Source organism: Tardiphaga sp. 866_E4_N1_4, from assembly GCF_052076075.1.
Classification (GTDB): Bacteria; Pseudomonadota; Alphaproteobacteria; order Rhizobiales; family Xanthobacteraceae; genus Tardiphaga; species Tardiphaga robiniae.
Window position 1 is genome coordinate 6,837,778 of sequence record NZ_CP197242.1, and the last position, 14,096, is coordinate 6,851,873.

Below are 14,096 nucleotides of genomic sequence, written 5' to 3' on the forward strand. Positions count from 1 at the left end.
ATCCTTGAAAGACGACGGACCATGAACGACAGCGCCGGCAAGAGCTTCATCGATCTCACGGCGACGATCGTGTCGGCCTATGTCGGTCACAATCCAACACCGGCGTCCGAGCTGCCGGCGCTGATCGGTCAGGTTCACGCCGCACTGGTACGGGTGTCGAACGGCCGGCCGGAAGTCGCGGCGGAGCCGGCCAAACCGGCGGTGTCCGTCAAGAAATCGATGACTGCCGAATATCTGATCTGCCTTGAGGACGGCAAACGCTTCAAGTCGTTGAAGCGCCATCTGCGCACACAGTACGCGATGACGCCGGAACAGTATCGCGAGAAGTGGGGCCTGCCGGCCGACTATCCGATGGTCGCGCCGAACTATGCGGTGGCGCGTTCGCAGCTCGCCAAGAAAATGGGGCTGGGCCAGCAGCGCCGTCGGCGCAAGTGACCTGAACAGGTGACTTGGGCAAGCGATCTGGGCGAGTGATCCCTCAAGTAATCCGCACAAGTAAAGCTAAGCAATAAAGTCAGGTTCCATCCGCAGGAACCAATATAGAACAAATCGGAGACGAAGAAAGTTCTACGTCAGGATGCGGGATACATCTCCCGCCACGCGCAATTGGTGTGTGACAAGACAGGCAGGCGATACGTGAACATGGCGGGTATGACGGGGGACTTTCAAGCGGACGTTGAGGCCATCCCGCGCATCGATGCCGTGCCGCGAATTCTGGACGTGATCTGTCGTACGACGGGGAGGGCTTTGGCCGCAGGTCGTGGCCGAGGACTGCGATGAACTCTTCGCGCCGGCCGCGGATCAATCGCAGTCGCCGCCGGAAACCCGCTTGCTCAACGCCGCGGCTTTGAGTGTTCGTGCGAAGGCACTGGTTCTTTTGAATAAAAGCCCAGAAAGGAATAAAGTCTAAAATTCTGCTTGCCGGGCCGGTCGGGATGTGAGCTTATTATCCTAAATGGAGTCGCCCCCATGAAGACATCCCGCAGCACCGCCAAGCATCCCGACCGCGTCGACCACCATCGCGCGCAGCATCTGTCGCTGGAGACGCGGCAGATCCTCACCGAGGACGGCGTCGCCAGCGTCCTCGTCAATGACAGTGAAAGTCCGCTCGGCTGGCTGGCCCGGCGCAAGGGCCGCGATGGTCGCAGCATGATCAGCCCGCATCAGTTCATCGCCGGCGAAAAGTTGCGCGCCGATTTCACGCGCGGCAACATGGCGCCGCGCATGACGGCGGACTGGGCCGCGCCGACCGGCGGCCGACCACGCGTGGCCGGCAGCAGTCCCGGCGAGATGACGGATATCATGATGACAGCGCGCCAGCGCGTCAGTCAGGCCCTGGATGCCTGCGGGCCCGAGTTTTCAGGGGTTCTGATGGATGTGTGCTGCTTTCTGCGCGGCCTCGAAGACATCGAGCGCGAACGCAACTGGCCGGCGCGTTCGGCCAAAGTCGTGTTGCAACTCGCGCTGGATCGCCTAGCGCGGCACTACGGCTTCGCCGGTGAGGTCAGGGGACAGCCATCGAAAGTGCGAACCTGGCTCGCGGATGATGCGGCGTTCGAGAGCTAGAAACGCGGAGTCGATCGTAGGCAGCCGGGTGCGGATGGATGCGAGCCTGACGACGGGGAGGTCGGTGGCCGCGCTCACAGGCCCGCGACGCCAAGCAGCTTTCGTTGACGCATGCGCGTTTTGCCGCCATATACAGCGTATGAACAGGCTTCGATCCGCTGCATTGACCACCACGGCGACCGCTCACGGCGGATCGCCTTCTGGTCGCGCGCGCTAGAGACAAGCGTACTTCACCCAGAAAAGGCCCCGCCGGCGACGGACGGGGCCTTTTCTGTTTCTGATGATCCCCGTCCGCGCTTTTTCCCCTCGTAAGGAACACAGCCATGGACGATCTCGACCACAGAAATCTCGGCGTACAACTCAAACTCTGGCACCTGCAGGACGATGCGCCGGGCATGGTGTTCTGGCATCCGCGCGGCTACGCGATCTGCCGGGTGCTGGAGGACTATCTCCGGCGCAAGATGCGCAGAGCCGGCTATGCCGAGGTCCGGACGCCACAACTGCTGCCGAAGGAGTTCTGGAGCCGCAGCGGCCACTGGGATAAATTCCGCGAGCACATGTTCCGGGTCGATGACGGCGAACAGGCGATGGCTCTGAAACCCATGTCGTGCCCTTGCCATGTGCAGATCTTCAACAAGGGGCTGCGCCCGTGGCGCGAGCTTCCGATCCGCTATGCCGAGTTCGGCGCTTGCCACCGCAATGAGCCATCCGGTTCGCTCCACGGCATCATGCGAACGCGCGCCTTCGAACAGGACGACGCGCATGTGTTCTGCCGCGAGCAGGACGTGGAGGACGAAGTCGCGCGCTTCATCGCTTTGCTGGGCGAGGTGTATCGCGATCTTGGCTTTCCCGACTACGAGGTGGCGCTGTCGACGCGGCCAACGGTGCGCGCCGGCGACGACGTGACGTGGGACTGGTCGGAGGCGAAGCTCGGCGACGCCGCGCGGCAATGCGGCCTCGCGCCTCAAATCAATCCTGGCGAAGGCGCGTTCTACGGACCGAAGCTGGAATTCGCGTTGCGCGACCGGCTGGGACGATCCTGGCAGTGCGGCACGGTGCAGCTCGACAGCGTTCTCCCGCAGCGGCTCGACGCGTCCTACATCGCCGCCGACGGCAGCCGCGCGAGGCCCCTGATGATCCACCATGCCATCTTCGGATCGCTTGGCCGCATGATCGCGATCCTGCTTGAGCACCACGGCGGCGTGCTTCCTTTCTGGTTGTCGCCCGATCAGGTCGCGGTTGCGCCGATCTCGAAGGACCAGGCCGGATACGGCGCTGACGTCGTGGCGGCGTTCGAGGATGCGGGGATTAGGGCCCTTGCCTACGACGGCGCCGATACCCTCTCACGGCGCATCGTGGCGGCGCATGACATGGCGGTGCCGGTGATGGCGATCGTAGGCGGGCGCGAGATGAGGGACGGCCGGGTTAGCCTGCGCGAGCGGGACGGCTCACAGGCGGACATTCCTTTGGCCGAGGCGGTGTCCCGGCTGCAGGCGAGAGCTCGGTCGGCCGCGCTTGGGGCTGAAGCCCGGTAAACGGGCCTCAGATGCGCTCCGATCAGCGGATCCCTGGCGGAGCGCTGGTGCAGCGCCCGCGGACGCTCAAGCCTATGGGGTCACGCCCTGGTTCGCATCTGCCAGGGTCTCGGTGGCGTCCCGGCGGATGCGCTCGACCATGGCGCGCAGGCCGTTGGAGCGCTGCGGTGTGAGGTGTTCCTTGAAGCCGAGCTCGTCGAACACCTTGATGGCGTCGGTGGCCAGAATGTCCTCGGCCTTGCGGCCCGAATACAGCGTCAGCAGGATCGCGATCAGCCCGCGAACGATATGCGCGTCGCTGTCGCCGAGATAGCTGAGCACCGGCGTGCCGTGGTCGCGGGCGACCTGGCGCGACAGCCAGACCTGGCTCGCGCAGCCGTTGACCTTGTTGGCGGAGGAATGTTCCTCATCCGGCATCGGCGTGAGGCTGCGCCCGAGTTCGATGACGTACCGGTAGCGGTCGTCCCAGTCCTCGAGTAGCTCGAAATTATCGCGGATATCGTCAATCGTGGTCATCGGGGCCTGCAAGCAATGTCAGGCCATATATAGGGACGAACAGCGCCGAAAGCGACCGCCGTTTGCGGTAATTATCCGCCGCAATCAGCCGTTTAGGGAGCAGCGGTGGGGGGCTGCCATTCGGCCGCAAGGTCGTCCTGGGTGAGCGTGTCGGGCCGGGCCATGGCGACCGCGCCCTGGTCTTCACCTTCGCCACCGATCGAGCCGGTGGTATCCGGCTTCTTCTCGGTGATGATCTGGTAGATTTTCTTCGCGCCGTCCTTGGCTCGTTCGCCGATCACGGTGGCCGCATGGCCGCCGACTTCGCAGGTGGCCGGCTGGCGCTTGCAGAATTGAGCCATGTCGGACATCGCCGCACTCGCAGCCGATACCGCATCGGAAGCGCCGATCTGCGGCAGCTTATCCGATTCCGGCGTCTTGTCCCTCGGCAGCAGCACGAGCACGAGCCCGAGCCAGAATGCCATGCGAAGCAGGAAGAACATCGCGAACCCCGTCAGTCTCTTCGAACCGTTGCGATTTGTCGCAATTGGGATCGAAGTTAGCAGCAGTCGATAAACTGCAAGTATTTGCGATGCGGTTAAATCGACGAAAATTCGCTTCATTCGGTTTGGCGTAAATTTTCCATTGATGAGCTGTTCGTGCGTTTTCCGACACGATGTTGGGGATGCACACTTTCGAAACCATATGGACGCGGCGATGGAAACTACTCGTTCACCATCGTTGCCGAATGGAAATGCGAAAACTCCTCTTAAATCAGTACTTACGCGTTAGGCATGGCGAACACGGGATGCGCTTTAGCGTTCGCTTAATGTCGCTCTGACACGTTGGCGCAACGATAATAGGAGGCGTTTCGGCGCGTCTGAATTGACGATCAAGCCGAAGCGAGACCAGTGACAGTATCGACCATCATCCGCGACTGCCTTGATGCCATGCTGCACCCTTCAGTGCGCTACGATGCGCTGACGAGCGCGCGTCATCGCGCATTCATGGCGCCGCGTCTGCTCGGCAGCCTTGCGGCCTTTGCGGCTTTTCCTGTCTATCTTGCGCTACGCGGCGCGCCGAACGCGATCGAGGTCGCGGCTTTCGCCTGGCTGATGGCGCCGATCCTCTGCTCATATTTTCTGTCGCGCACCGGTCGCTATGAAAGCGCTCAGGTACTGTCGTCCGTCGCACTCGCCGGCCTCGTGATGATGATGGCGATCTCCACCGGTGGCATCAATTCGTTTGCGGCGATCTGGCTTGTGGTGGTGCCGATCGAGGCGGCACTCTCGGCTTCGCGCCGTATCGTCGCCTTTGCATCGGCGCTGGCGGTGTCCTGCGTAAGCATTCTCATCGTGCTGACCAGCCTCGATTGGTTGCCCGTATCCGAAACCGGTGTCGCCGGCCATGGCGTCTTCATGGCCTTCGGTATCGCGTCCGCCACCATTTATGCAGCCGGTTTGGCCTTCGGCGCGGAGTCGCTGGCGCGCACCAGCGTCTCGCTGCTCTATGTCGAGGAAGACCGCTATCGCTTGCTGGCGCGCAATATGAGCGACGTGATCTCGCGTCATCGTCACAATGGCGCCGTGCAGTTCATTTCGCCGGCGGCTGAAGCACTGATCGGCGCGCCCGTGCAGCGATTGCTCGGCCATGGCCTGTTCGATCGCGTCCATGTCGCGGATCGCCCCGCCTATCTCACGGCTCTGTCCGACGCCGCGCGCGGCGGCGAAGCCCGCAGCGTCGAATTCCGCCTGCGCCGCGATGTTGTGCGCGGCAATGATCGCATGCGTCCGTCTGGCGCCGAATTCATCTGGGTTGAAATGCGTTGCCGCCCAATGGAGCAGGGCGCTGATATCTCGTCGCCCAATGCCGATGCGGAAGTCGTCGCGGTGCTGCGCGATGTCACTGACCGCAAGCTGCAGGAAGAGGCATTGGCACAGGCCCGCATCGAAGCCGAGCGCGCCGATGCGTCGAAGACGCGCTTCCTCGCCACCATGAGCCACGAGCTGCGCACGCCGCTGAATGCCATTATCGGCTTTTCGGACATGCTGGTGCAGGAAGAGCTGATGATGCTCGATGCGACCAAGCGCAAGGAATATGCCCAGCTGATCAACGATTCCGGCCAGCACCTGCTGTCGGTCGTCAATGGCATCCTCGATATGTCGAAGCTGGAATCCGGCAACTTCGAGATTTCGCCGGAGCCGTTCGCCCCACGTCCCGCGCTGATCAATTGCTGCAATCTGCTGGCGCTGAAGGCGCGCGAGAACGGCATCGATCTCATCACCGATGCGCCCAAGGATCTGCCTGAGGTCAACGGCGATCCGCGTGCATTCCGGCAAATCCTGCTCAACCTCGTATCCAATGCCATCAAATTCACCGAGCGTGGCGGCAGCGTCACCGTGGCAGCGGGCGTCGAAGGGTCACGCTTGATGCTGCGCGTCAGCGACACCGGCGTCGGCATTGCATCGGACGATCTCGCGCGCATCGGCGATCCGTTCTTCCAGGGCGGCAAGACCTATCAGCGGCGCCATGAGGGCACCGGCCTCGGCCTGTCCATTGTGAAGAGCCTCGTCGGCATGCATGGTGGCGAGATGCAGGTGCAGAGCCGGATCGACGAAGGCACCACCATCACAATCGCGCTGCCGATGGAGTTTACGCCGCAGGCTGAACACGTCAGCAATATCGCGATCTTGAATCCCGCGGCGCGCACCGCGCCGTCCGACCAAGCCCATCAGGTGAAGAAGAGTGCCTAAAGCCAGTTCTAAAGCGACCAAGTCCAAACGCGGCCGCGCCGTCGCCATCGTCGACGAGCCCGCCGAGCGCGGTATCGTCCTGCGCGTGCTGCTTCACAGCCCGAAGGACATGGTCGCCGGGTTGATCGCATTCGCGGCGGTCAGCGCTATCATCGCCAATGCGATCTTCCTGCAGAAGGGGCATCATCCGTCGCCGATGTTCGGTTCGAGCACCGTCGTTGCGTTTCCGGCACCGGCGCAGGTCGCCAATCCGCTGCCCAAGCCGCGTCCGCTGGATGCTGCGTCGCCGGACACCAAGCTCGATTCCCGCATGCTGGATTCCAAGCCGGTCAACAGCGCCAACGAGCCGAAGCCATCGCTCGCCGCCAAACCCGTCGAGCAGCGCGCGGCCGATCCGGTCGGCAATCTCCTGAAGGCGCCGGCACCACCGGCGTCACCGGCGACCACGGGCGCCGTGGCACGCCCTCCGGCGGCGATCCCGAATGCAACCCGCACCGATCCGCTCGGCGACCTCATCACCAATACGCGCCGCGTCGCCGCTGTTCAGCGTGCGCTCACCGAATACGGCTATGGTCAGCTGAAGCCGACCGGCAATGTCGGCTCGGACACCGCGGCTGCGATCCAGCGCTTCGAGCGTGAGCGCAAGCTGCCGGTGACTGGTCAGGTCTCCGACCGCATGGTGCGCGAACTCGCCACCGTCACCGGACGCGCGATCGACTAGCGCCAGCCTTTCGGCTGGCCTATCGTCTGTTCCATGAGATTGAAATCAGCAATATGGGTGGCCGCATATCTGCGCCGCTGCCAGACCGAAGGCGTGTTCGGCGCCGTGCGCCGTCGTGGTGCGGAGGAAGCGGGCGCCGTGTTCGTGAAGGTCGCGCTGCTGGATGGCACCGCGATGCTCTACACGCCGGCGCCGCAAACCGCCTATGACGAGAGCCGCCCTGTGGATCGCGTCTTCGCAGCCTCACCGCCGCAGCCCGTCGAGGAACGCAAGATCGAAGAGCGTCTGCAGAAGGAGATCTCGTTCGATCCCGACGTCTGGATCGTCGAGACCGAGGACAAGGCCGGACGGCATTTTCTCGAATTGGCGAAGGGCTAGCGCCCCGACGAATTCCGCGTCACGCGCGTGATATCCACACCCGGCTGAACGCCGGGCCGTGCCTGCGGCACGCTTGGCCGCGCGCGCTGGCGTTCGTCGTCATAGAGCGCAGGCCGGAATTTGGCGCGCGTCGCGGCCATATGCGCGCCGCGCCAGGCGGCGACCATGATCAGTGCCGAGCGCTCGCTCAGCACGTCATACATCCGCGCGATCCGGTAGACATTGGTCACCGAGGTGCCGAATTCCGGATTGAGGAACAGCAGCACGCGCTGGAAGATGTCGCTCCGCATGCCGAGCGCCTTGGCGCAGCAGGCAAGCGGCTCGCCGCCGGGATCGCTGACGACCTGTTCGGCAATGGCGGCAGGCAGCATCAGGGCTTCGCTCAGCTCGCGCGCAAAGTTGTCGCGGTCTTCGGCGAAGGCGGCCATTTCAAGAATGTGCATGGCGCGGGCGGCGCGCGCTTGCGGAATCCGGGCGGAGGATCGCAGCGGCGTTTCGGCGAGGTTATGCAGAATCTGCGCACGCTCGCTGCTCGACGCCGCAAAGAACAGTGTACTGATCTCGGACGCGTCCCTGGGTGCCATGGCCATATTGGCGGCGACACGCATGTGCGCTTCGCTCGGTTGCTTCACGGTCGTCGCGGGAGATTCTGCAGCGGAAATGGGCTGCGCGAGCGGCACCGATTGGCCGGGTTCGGTCGGGCGCAGATTGAGCCGGTTGAGGATCGCGCGCGGGGTGTTCGGATAGATCGACAGCCGAGCGCGCACCGCGGCGCGGGTGGCGTCGTCGACCTGATCGATCAGGCGCGCGGTGAGTTCGACGAACTGCTTCTCTTCGTCGATCGTATGGTTCGGTGCCTGGACATAAAGATCCGTCAGCACGCGCAGCAAGGTCGGTCGCACGTCCACACCTTCGCGACGCGAGAGCGTCAGCAATCCGTCAAAGCCCGGAAACATTGGAGGTGAGGCAGGCATGGCATACGCTTACTAAGGGAACCTTGCCTCAAATTATCGCGGACGCATTAATATGTGTTTAACCATGGGCCTCTGGCCGAGGCAGATCTGATTCCGACGAGTCGGTTCAGGCCTGAGCGTTGTAATAGCGCGGCATCTCGCGGGGCCTGATGGCCCGTTCGGCCCGGCGGCCCATGAAATACACGCCGGACGCCGCATCGGCGCGGGCGCGCGAGCCGCCGAAGCGATCGAAGTAGCGTAGCCAGAAGAATGGCAGGGTGAAGAGGCGCGAGAATTTGTCGCCGGCGCCTAGCGTGCGTGAAAAATACCGGATCGACCAGAGCAGGCCGATACCGGCGCCGCTGACGGCTCCGGCATCGATCTCGGTGAATTTCTTGAACAGCCAGCGATGACCGCTCTGGGTGAAGCGCGAGAAGTCATAACCGCGTTCGTGTACCTGCTGCATGAAGGGTGTTTCGGCATAAACAATGCCGTTCTGGCGCAGCACCCGATGGATTTCGGCCGCGACCGTGGCCGGCTCCAGAACGTGTTCGAGCACAGCCTGAATCCAGACGCCGTCAAAGGTCGCGTCCTCGAATGGTAGCTTGTGCGCGTCGGCGACCAGCGCGGTGTTGTCGGTGGAGAACACGTCGGTTCCGACGACTTCGACATCCGGATCATCATAGAGGCAGTCCGCACCGGAGCCGACGGTGCCACCGCCGACAACGAGCACGACGGGTCTCGCACTTTCCTGCTTGAGAAGGTCGAGGAATTTCTCGCAGTTCTTAGCCGCGACAGGATTTTCACCAAACGTGAAGCGATGCAGGCGCGTACCGATCGATTGGCCGGCGACATCCCGCGGCATCACCGAGCCATTGTCGCGATGATAAAGGCGCCGGTCGAATACGCTGGACTCGAAGTCAATGAGTACCGGCTGCCCATCGACAACCGGGAATCCGGCGTCGCTGTAGTCGCAGTTATAATTCACGCAGGACGGCTTGGTCTGAATGTCGGAGATCGACGAGCCGCAGCGCGGGCAGCGCATGCGGAATTTCCAGTCCATAGAATGGGAGCATTCCATCAGGGTTCCAGCAATGTCGTTCATTATAAAAATGCGCCCCTATATCATTCCACTTTTGGTCAATGCTGCGACGCCTGATCATGTTCCCCAAGGCGGCCACCATATGGCGGTCTGGCGGCGTTAAGGCGTCATTAACCATGAATGTCCTTAATGACCGTGCGTCGGCAAAACGGGCGAAGCGGCGCGGAGAGACTGGATAATGAGCACCATCATCAAGTTCCCGGCGGATGCGGCAGCGCGACGGCTGGGCGTGAATGTGGCGCCGTCTCCCCGCGAAACCTCCGCAGAAATCCTGATTCTGCCGGTGATCCGAATCGAGCGTCAGATCGACGACAGCAATGGCGGCAGCGGCCCGGAAGAGGGCACTGCGCCGGGGCGCCGCCGCAAGCGCCGCGCCCGTTCCTGACCCCGGACTTATTCTGATGTCGGCGATATCCCATCCGAACCGGATACGGCTTCGGCGCAAGACGTCGTTTCTTGCGCCGTGTTTCATACTTGCGAGTTTGATCGGCAGCACGCTCGGCGGCTGCGCCGGTGGCGATTTCGGCCGTACCCGCAACAACGCGGTGACCGACGACATGCATCGCTGGATCGGCGTCGAGGCCACCGGCAGCGTCGGCCTGAAGTCATCGGAATTCCAGCTCACCGATCTCGAACGCCAGATGCGCGATCTCGCTTATCCGCTGATCGAGCCGCCGCATTCGCGCCCGCTGTGGAAGAGTGTGTTCGGCGACTACAAGCCGATCGCATCGCCATGGCGACAGAACGTCACCTACGATCGCACGGCCTATGGCCGGCTGCTGATCGACGAGCCGCATCGCTCGCATACGTCGCGCTACAGCGTGCTGATGGACGACGCGCGCGACGACATCCTGCGTTTCGAGGGATTTTATGCGACGGCCGCAAAGGTCGTCGAGCTCGATCGCAAACGCAATGCCAGCCTGAAGCTGGTGTCGGCGCTTGAGCCGAAGGAACGCGCCGACGCCATCGCACGCATGGATGAGAACGCGCTGATCGTGCAGTGGGTCGAGCAATGTCTGCAGCGCCGGGTGTCATCCTATAAGTGGGCGCTGGAACGCATGGTGATCCATGCCCCCGATGGCATGGCGTCCAGCGCCGATATGCTGATCGGCGAGTTGGCGGCGCAGACCACGGCCATGGCCGGCAGCCTCACGCCGGTTCGTCCCGGCAAGGTGCTCCAGGTCGGCGGATAGCTGGACTTGTAGGGCTGGAAGCGTAGGGCGGATTACGCTTCGCTGATCCGCGCTACGGCGTTGGACTTTTCCACTGGCTTCACCTGATCGTCCGGCACGGTCTGGCGGCCAAGAATCTGCCGCGCGCCCTTGCGCGAAAACGGCTGCACGATCTGTCCCAGAAAATCTGATGCAACCTTGCCGCTGATGCCGAGCCGATCCGGCGACGCCTTGGCGGGATTGAGATAGGTGCCGAACACATGGTCCCACACCATGATGTTCTCGCAATAATTGCTGTTGCCTTCCTTGAGCGCCTTCGAATGATGCCAGCGATGCAGCTTTGGCGTCGCAAAGATCGGATCGAACAGCGCCGTGCGCGTCTCCACATTGCAATGGGTCAGGAGGCCGGTGATGGCCGTCACCGCGCCGACCCAGAGGAAGACCGGCAGCGGCGCATCGAGCAGGTAGAGGGGCGCCTGGCTGAGCGCCATCTTGATCAGCGAGTCGATCACGTGGAAGCGTCCGGTATTCACCACCCAGAGCCGGACCACGCTGTGATGAAGCGCATGGAAGCGCCAGAAGAATAGGTTTTCATGTGCGATCCGGTGTGACCAGTAGAGGCCGAATTCGGCAATCACCAGCGCGAGCACGATCTGCGCGATCAGCGGCCACTGTGTCGGCCACAGATGCGAGGCATGATCGTCCGCGCGCGTCAGGGGCGCCATCGCCATCGGAGCGATCGCGGTGGCCGCGACAGCCAGTTGCGCCGCGCCCTTGGTGAGCAGCGTATGCCCGATGTCATTCAGCGTTTCGCCATCATGCTCCAACCATTCGGCGCGATGCGGCGTCATGCGTTCGAGCAGCACAATCGTCAGCAGCAGCGCTGCATAGACGACATTGAACCAGGGGATCGGTGCGGTGCTCGCGAAGGCAAACCATGCGCCCGTCAGCGCGCCGAAATACAGCAGCGGCCACCAGATCAGAGACAGGAAATAGCTGACGGCCGTATCGGATGGCTCTTTGTCGTGTTGCATGGAGGCTCCGCATTCGCGCCGATTCGTGGGTCGACGATGGATGCGGAGCTTCGCTGCGGGAGATTGCAGGCAGATTACGCCAGAGGGCTCCCTAGACGTTTTCCATGCGGAAAAACGTCACGGGCATCGTTGACTGGAGCTGAGCCCTAGGATCTACGCTCGGGAATTCTGAATGTCGATTGGTCCTAGTCGAATTTATAATTCAACCCCGCGCGCGCAGTATGCAGCGTGGCCTGGCTCGAACTGTTGATGGTCAGGCCAAAACCGGACGCCGTGTTGCTGTCCCCGGTCGTACCGACCTTGCCCAGGTCGATATACAGATATTCTCCTTTGACCGACCAGTTGCGCGACAGCGCATATTCGAGGCCTGCGCCTGCGGCCCAACCGACTTTGGTCTCACTTACGGAGTTGCGGATATCGTTGAAGCTAAAGCCCACGGAGCGCACGACGGCTTGCGAGAATCGTGACGTCCAACCGCGAGGCCACCGGTTGCGTAGACCAGCAGGTCTTGTTGTACGGCGTAGCCCAGCCGCCCGCGGAATGTCGAAACCCATTTCACGTTGTCATTCTCAGTGAATGAGCGGTCTGCCAACGTTGCCGCCGGAGGTGGGGCCAATGAACCGGTGCTTCGGCCGCCCTTGATGTCAGCGAACGAGAAGTCTGCCTCGACGCCCCACGCCCAGTTGGCAGTCTGAAAATTGTAACCGGCTTGCAGGCCGCCCAGCGCACCGGATGTTTGGAGGGCAGGGCTGCCGTTGTCGATCAGCCATTGCCCACCTACGGCTCCCCAGGTTGCGCCGGGGACCAGCGAAACTTTCGCATCGTTCCAGCCATATCCGGCATGGGCACCAACATAAAACCCGGTCCAGCTCCACTGTGCCGACGCAACGAGGGGCGCCTTGTAGTGCGGTTGAGCGAGATTGTCCGCGGTCAGCGCGGGCGTTGACACAAGCAGAACACAGCCGATCACGCAGGCTAGTTTGGCAGATTTCGACATTGAGTTCTCCAACACTTCGAGACGAGAATTCCAGACATGCCAAACCGTTGGGTAAAGCGGCCTTTTGATAAGCGGATCCGGATCGCCCGGCGTCGCCACCGCCACTGCTACGCGTGGCGGAATTCCGTGTCGTCACCCCGAAGTATGATGTGGTAAAATATGCTGCGTGTGCGCGTCCGGAAATTGACTTCGATCTCCCCCTGCCACACCAGCGCGCGCAATCACGGATTTGGAATGCTCATGGACGTTGTCGACAATGATGTACTCTCTTCAATCATCGGAGATATCTACGATTGCGTTCTGAACCGTGAGGGATGGTCGAGTGTTCTCACCCGCATCACGCAGACGATGGATGCGGCCTACACCACGATTGCGCTGGCTGGCACGTCGGACAATCACGGCCGGTTTGCTGCCCAATCGCCCTGGGATGCCGAGCGCATGCGCGCGCTGCAGGACTACAGTTTCGATGATATTCCGGGCCTGAAAGCTGCGCTGGTCGGCGATATCGATACGCCCGTATCGACGCTCTCGCTGATGCCCGAAAGTGAATTGCAGCAGACCGCGTTCTTTCGCAATTGGGCCGGACCGCAGGGATTGCGGGAAGGGTGCATTATCAAATTCGTCCACACGCCGGACCGCATCGGTCTGCTCGGCTGCACCACCTGGGCAGATAAGGCTGCCGTATCTGCCGAGGATCAACGGTTTCTGACCTTGCTGTCTCCGCATTTGCGCAGGGCGGCGATGATCAGCGACTTGCTCGATGACGTGCGCGTGACGGCGCATCTGTTTCGCGAATCCCTCGAGAATCTTGCAGTGCCCGTCGTGCTGACCGACGCGGTCGGATCGGTGCTCCATGCCAATGCAAGTGCCGAACGCATGTTCGCAACGGATGGTCCGATCCTGCGTCAGGGGCGAACTATTCAGGCACAGAACGCGTTGATGAGCGATGCCTTGTTGCAGGCGATCGCCAGCGCTGCCTCGGATCTCTCGCTCGGGGCCAAAGGCATTGGCTTGCCGGTGTCGGCGGCAGGACAACCGCCCGCGGTCGCCTATCTCCTGCCTTTGACCGCTGGTACGGCGCGCGCCGCTTTCCGCCCCGCATGTGCGGCCGTCTTCGTCTCGACAACGACCTCGGCCTCTCCAATGCCGGAAGCCGTGTTGACGACGCTGTTCGAGCTCACGCCCGCCGAAGCGCGCGTGCTGGTGAGCGCCGGAAAGGGGCTCAATCCGTCCCAGACGGCCGCTTCGCTCGGGATCTCGGAGAATACGCTGAAGACACATCTCAACCGGATCTACGCCAAGACCGGCAGGTCACGGCAGGCCGATCTCGTGAAGCTCGTGGCGGATATCGGCACGCCGCTGGCAACGGGATAGCGCACGTAGGATGGGT

Annotated in this window: 16 protein-coding genes; 9 read left to right on the forward strand and 7 right to left on the reverse strand. The window is 62.5% G+C overall.

Annotated features, from left to right (window positions below; genetic code table 11):
• Positions 1-21 precede the first annotated feature (21 nt).
• From AB8B20_RS32475 to thrS, 3 genes are all read left to right on the forward strand, one after another.
• Complete coding sequence (locus tag AB8B20_RS32475) at positions 22-435, forward strand: MucR family transcriptional regulator (RefSeq protein WP_439071159.1); 414 nt, start codon at positions 22-24, stop codon at positions 433-435.
• Positions 436-969: 534 nt separating this feature from the next.
• Complete coding sequence (locus AB8B20_RS32480) at positions 970-1,566, forward strand: DUF6456 domain-containing protein (RefSeq protein ID WP_439071160.1); 597 nt, start codon at positions 970-972, stop codon at positions 1,564-1,566.
• 323 nt (positions 1,567-1,889) lie between these two features.
• On the forward strand, positions 1,890-3,101 hold the full coding sequence (gene thrS, locus AB8B20_RS32485) for a threonine--tRNA ligase (RefSeq protein WP_439071161.1): 1,212 nt from the start codon (positions 1,890-1,892) through the stop codon (positions 3,099-3,101).
• A 72-nt stretch (positions 3,102-3,173) separates the two neighbouring features.
• Here the strand turns inward: thrS and AB8B20_RS32490 are convergent, their stop codons facing one another.
• Positions 3,174-3,617, reverse strand: coding sequence for a SufE family protein (locus AB8B20_RS32490; RefSeq protein WP_068734257.1), 444 nt, complete (start codon positions 3,615-3,617; stop codon positions 3,174-3,176).
• Between the two features lie 92 nt (positions 3,618-3,709).
• Positions 3,710-4,099 carry a DUF5330 domain-containing protein gene (locus AB8B20_RS32495; RefSeq protein WP_175367487.1) on the reverse strand — a complete coding sequence of 130 codons (390 nt, stop codon included), beginning with the start codon at positions 4,097-4,099 and terminating at the stop codon, positions 3,710-3,712.
• Positions 4,100-4,507: 408 nt separating this feature from the next.
• Between AB8B20_RS32495 and AB8B20_RS32500 the strand changes: the two genes are divergently transcribed.
• The 3 genes from AB8B20_RS32500 to AB8B20_RS32510 are packed head-to-tail and all read left to right on the forward strand — an operon-like array spanning position 4,508 to position 7,448.
• Positions 4,508-6,349: a PAS domain-containing sensor histidine kinase gene (locus AB8B20_RS32500; RefSeq protein WP_439071162.1), complete on the forward strand. Its 1,842-nt coding sequence runs from the start codon at positions 4,508-4,510 to the stop codon at positions 6,347-6,349.
• Positions 6,342-7,070: a peptidoglycan-binding domain-containing protein gene (locus AB8B20_RS32505; protein WP_231077362.1), complete on the forward strand. Its 729-nt coding sequence runs from the start codon at positions 6,342-6,344 to the stop codon at positions 7,068-7,070. Before AB8B20_RS32500 ends, AB8B20_RS32505 begins: the two co-directional genes overlap by 8 nt.
• 33 nt (positions 7,071-7,103) lie before the next feature.
• Positions 7,104-7,448 carry a DUF1491 family protein gene (locus tag AB8B20_RS32510; protein WP_309944772.1) on the forward strand — a complete coding sequence of 115 codons (345 nt, stop codon included), beginning with the start codon at positions 7,104-7,106 and terminating at the stop codon, positions 7,446-7,448.
• Here AB8B20_RS32510 and AB8B20_RS32515 read toward each other — a convergent pair.
• Positions 7,445-8,422 carry a DUF2336 domain-containing protein gene (locus AB8B20_RS32515; RefSeq protein WP_439071163.1) on the reverse strand — a complete coding sequence of 326 codons (978 nt, stop codon included), beginning with the start codon at positions 8,420-8,422 and terminating at the stop codon, positions 7,445-7,447. The two genes, AB8B20_RS32510 and AB8B20_RS32515, sit on opposite strands and share 4 nt — an antisense overlap.
• A 106-nt stretch (positions 8,423-8,528) precedes the next feature.
• On the reverse strand, positions 8,529-9,446 hold the full coding sequence (locus AB8B20_RS32520) for a class I SAM-dependent methyltransferase (RefSeq protein WP_441253340.1): 918 nt from the start codon (positions 9,444-9,446) through the stop codon (positions 8,529-8,531).
• 235 nt (positions 9,447-9,681) lie between these two features.
• Between AB8B20_RS32520 and AB8B20_RS32525 the strand changes: the two genes are divergently transcribed.
• Both AB8B20_RS32525 and AB8B20_RS32530 read left to right on the forward strand, forming a co-directional pair.
• On the forward strand, positions 9,682-9,888 hold the full coding sequence (locus AB8B20_RS32525) for a hypothetical protein (RefSeq protein WP_068730489.1): 207 nt from the start codon (positions 9,682-9,684) through the stop codon (positions 9,886-9,888).
• Positions 9,889-9,904: 16 nt separating this feature from the next.
• On the forward strand, positions 9,905-10,696 hold the full coding sequence (locus AB8B20_RS32530) for a hypothetical protein (RefSeq protein WP_439071165.1): 792 nt from the start codon (positions 9,905-9,907) through the stop codon (positions 10,694-10,696).
• 32 nt (positions 10,697-10,728) lie between these two features.
• Here AB8B20_RS32530 and AB8B20_RS32535 read toward each other — a convergent pair whose 3' ends face one another.
• From AB8B20_RS32535 to AB8B20_RS32545, 3 genes are all read right to left on the reverse strand, one after another.
• Complete coding sequence (locus AB8B20_RS32535) at positions 10,729-11,709, reverse strand: sterol desaturase family protein (protein WP_439071166.1); 981 nt, start codon at positions 11,707-11,709, stop codon at positions 10,729-10,731.
• Positions 11,710-11,894: 185 nt separating this feature from the next.
• Positions 11,895-12,146: an outer membrane protein gene (locus AB8B20_RS32540; RefSeq protein WP_439071167.1), complete on the reverse strand. Its 252-nt coding sequence runs from the start codon at positions 12,144-12,146 to the stop codon at positions 11,895-11,897.
• Complete coding sequence (locus AB8B20_RS32545; protein ID WP_439071168.1) at positions 12,110-12,706, reverse strand: outer membrane protein; 597 nt, start codon at positions 12,704-12,706, stop codon at positions 12,110-12,112. The genes AB8B20_RS32540 and AB8B20_RS32545 overlap by 37 nt, the downstream gene beginning before the upstream one ends.
• A 240-nt stretch (positions 12,707-12,946) precedes the next feature.
• Here AB8B20_RS32545 and AB8B20_RS32550 point away from each other — a divergent pair, with 240 nt between their 5' ends.
• A complete protein-coding gene (locus AB8B20_RS32550) occupies positions 12,947-14,080 on the forward strand; it encodes a LuxR C-terminal-related transcriptional regulator (RefSeq protein WP_439071169.1) in 1,134 nt (377 codons plus the stop codon).
• The last annotated feature ends 16 nt before the right edge of the window (positions 14,081-14,096 follow it).

What these genes read in the sequence shown, in the direction of transcription:
- AB8B20_RS32475 (WP_439071159.1), top strand. Translation starts at nt 22, where the DNA reads ATGAACGACAGCGCCGGCAAGAGCTTCATCGATCTCACGGCGACGATC.
- AB8B20_RS32480 (WP_439071160.1), top strand. Translation starts at nt 970, where the DNA reads ATGAAGACATCCCGCAGCACCGCCAAGCATCCCGACCGCGTCGACCAC.
- thrS (WP_439071161.1), top strand. Translation starts at nt 1,890, where the DNA reads ATGGACGATCTCGACCACAGAAATCTCGGCGTACAACTCAAACTCTGG.
- AB8B20_RS32490 (WP_068734257.1), bottom strand. Translation starts at nt 3,617, where the DNA reads ATGACCACGATTGACGATATCCGCGATAATTTCGAGCTACTCGAGGAC.
- AB8B20_RS32495 (WP_175367487.1), bottom strand. Translation starts at nt 4,099, where the DNA reads ATGTTCTTCCTGCTTCGCATGGCATTCTGGCTCGGGCTCGTGCTCGTG.
- AB8B20_RS32510 (WP_309944772.1), top strand. Translation starts at nt 7,104, where the DNA reads ATGAGATTGAAATCAGCAATATGGGTGGCCGCATATCTGCGCCGCTGC.
- AB8B20_RS32515 (WP_439071163.1), bottom strand. Translation starts at nt 8,422, where the DNA reads ATGCCTGCCTCACCTCCAATGTTTCCGGGCTTTGACGGATTGCTGACG.
- AB8B20_RS32520 (WP_441253340.1), bottom strand. Translation starts at nt 9,446, where the DNA reads ATGCGCTGCCCGCGCTGCGGCTCGTCGATCTCCGACATTCAGACCAAG.
- AB8B20_RS32525 (WP_068730489.1), top strand. Translation starts at nt 9,682, where the DNA reads ATGAGCACCATCATCAAGTTCCCGGCGGATGCGGCAGCGCGACGGCTG.
- AB8B20_RS32530 (WP_439071165.1), top strand. Translation starts at nt 9,905, where the DNA reads ATGTCGGCGATATCCCATCCGAACCGGATACGGCTTCGGCGCAAGACG.
- AB8B20_RS32535 (WP_439071166.1), bottom strand. Translation starts at nt 11,709, where the DNA reads ATGCAACACGACAAAGAGCCATCCGATACGGCCGTCAGCTATTTCCTG.
- AB8B20_RS32545 (WP_439071168.1), bottom strand. Translation starts at nt 12,706, where the DNA reads ATGTCGAAATCTGCCAAACTAGCCTGCGTGATCGGCTGTGTTCTGCTT.
- AB8B20_RS32550 (WP_439071169.1), top strand. Translation starts at nt 12,947, where the DNA reads ATGGACGTTGTCGACAATGATGTACTCTCTTCAATCATCGGAGATATC.